This window comes from Vibrio genomosp. F10 str. ZF-129 (genome assembly GCF_000287055.2).
In the GTDB taxonomy this organism is placed as follows: Bacteria; Pseudomonadota; Gammaproteobacteria; order Enterobacterales; family Vibrionaceae; genus Vibrio.
Map to the genome: position 1 here is coordinate 1 of NZ_AJYQ02000060.1, position 875 is coordinate 875.

The window sequence follows — 875 nt, forward strand, 5'->3', positions numbered from 1 at the left end:
AATCACAGCGAGTCTTAACGCCGCGTTAAGGGGCGCGGGCACGTAATACAAAAGCTACCGCATAGTGCCGTAACCACTAAACCCAACGCAAACTGAAAATGCCACGCGTGCCAAGTCCCTCTTTAACGCTTTGTTATGCGGTTTTTACCACAAGCATCTGGGTTGCGCCTTTTTGAAACTCATATTCAACGCTTTCTAGGCTTACAGATGCACCAAGGCTCTCTAAGTGCCTAATCACCCCAGATACGTAACTTGAGGGGTTACCATTTAACGAAATCAAAGGGTATATCCTAACCTCTTGTGATACGCGAACAAGCTCGGTAATAGCTTGAATATGCTCTAGTTCAGATAAATGCTCGTCATAAAGAAACAAAAAGTGAGAACACAATGCTAGATCAAATTCTTTGTCGTCAAATGGAAGTTGAGGTAGTGAGCCATTAACGTACCTTTGCGAATTTTTACCATCTTCATAATCAGCTAAAAAGTGGTTCATTGCCATCATTCTAGTGTTCTCTAACGCCTGCGGAGAGCCTAATATATCCCAAACATAACCATCCACATTTTCCGTTAGCTGCTGCATTATTATAGGGCGGACTTCATCGATCCTACGGCTGATTTGCTGTTTAGAAAGCTGATAAATAGGGTCAATTGAAACTACATTGCGCCCGCTTTGAGTCAATTCTGCATTAAAGCTTGCAGGGCCATCACCGCACCCAAGGATTCTTTTCTCTTTATCTTCTTCAAGTATGTTAAACATTAGCTCATATTCTTTGAGCGTTCGTCCCCAAGGAACAACATTTTCTAATTGCAATTATAAAGTCCTTTTTTATGATTAACGTTTGCCGCATAACGCTCTGCTAAGCGGCAAATAAACC

The 875-nt window shown here is 42.1% G+C and carries 1 protein-coding gene; it reads right to left on the reverse strand.

Features of this window, described 5'->3' with window-relative positions:
- Positions 1–133: 133 nt before the first annotated feature.
- Positions 134–811 (reverse strand): class I SAM-dependent methyltransferase, encoded by a 678-nt coding sequence (locus tag A1QO_RS06400; RefSeq protein ID WP_017041589.1) that lies wholly within the window; start codon positions 809–811, stop codon positions 134–136.
- Positions 812–875 lie beyond the last annotated feature (64 nt).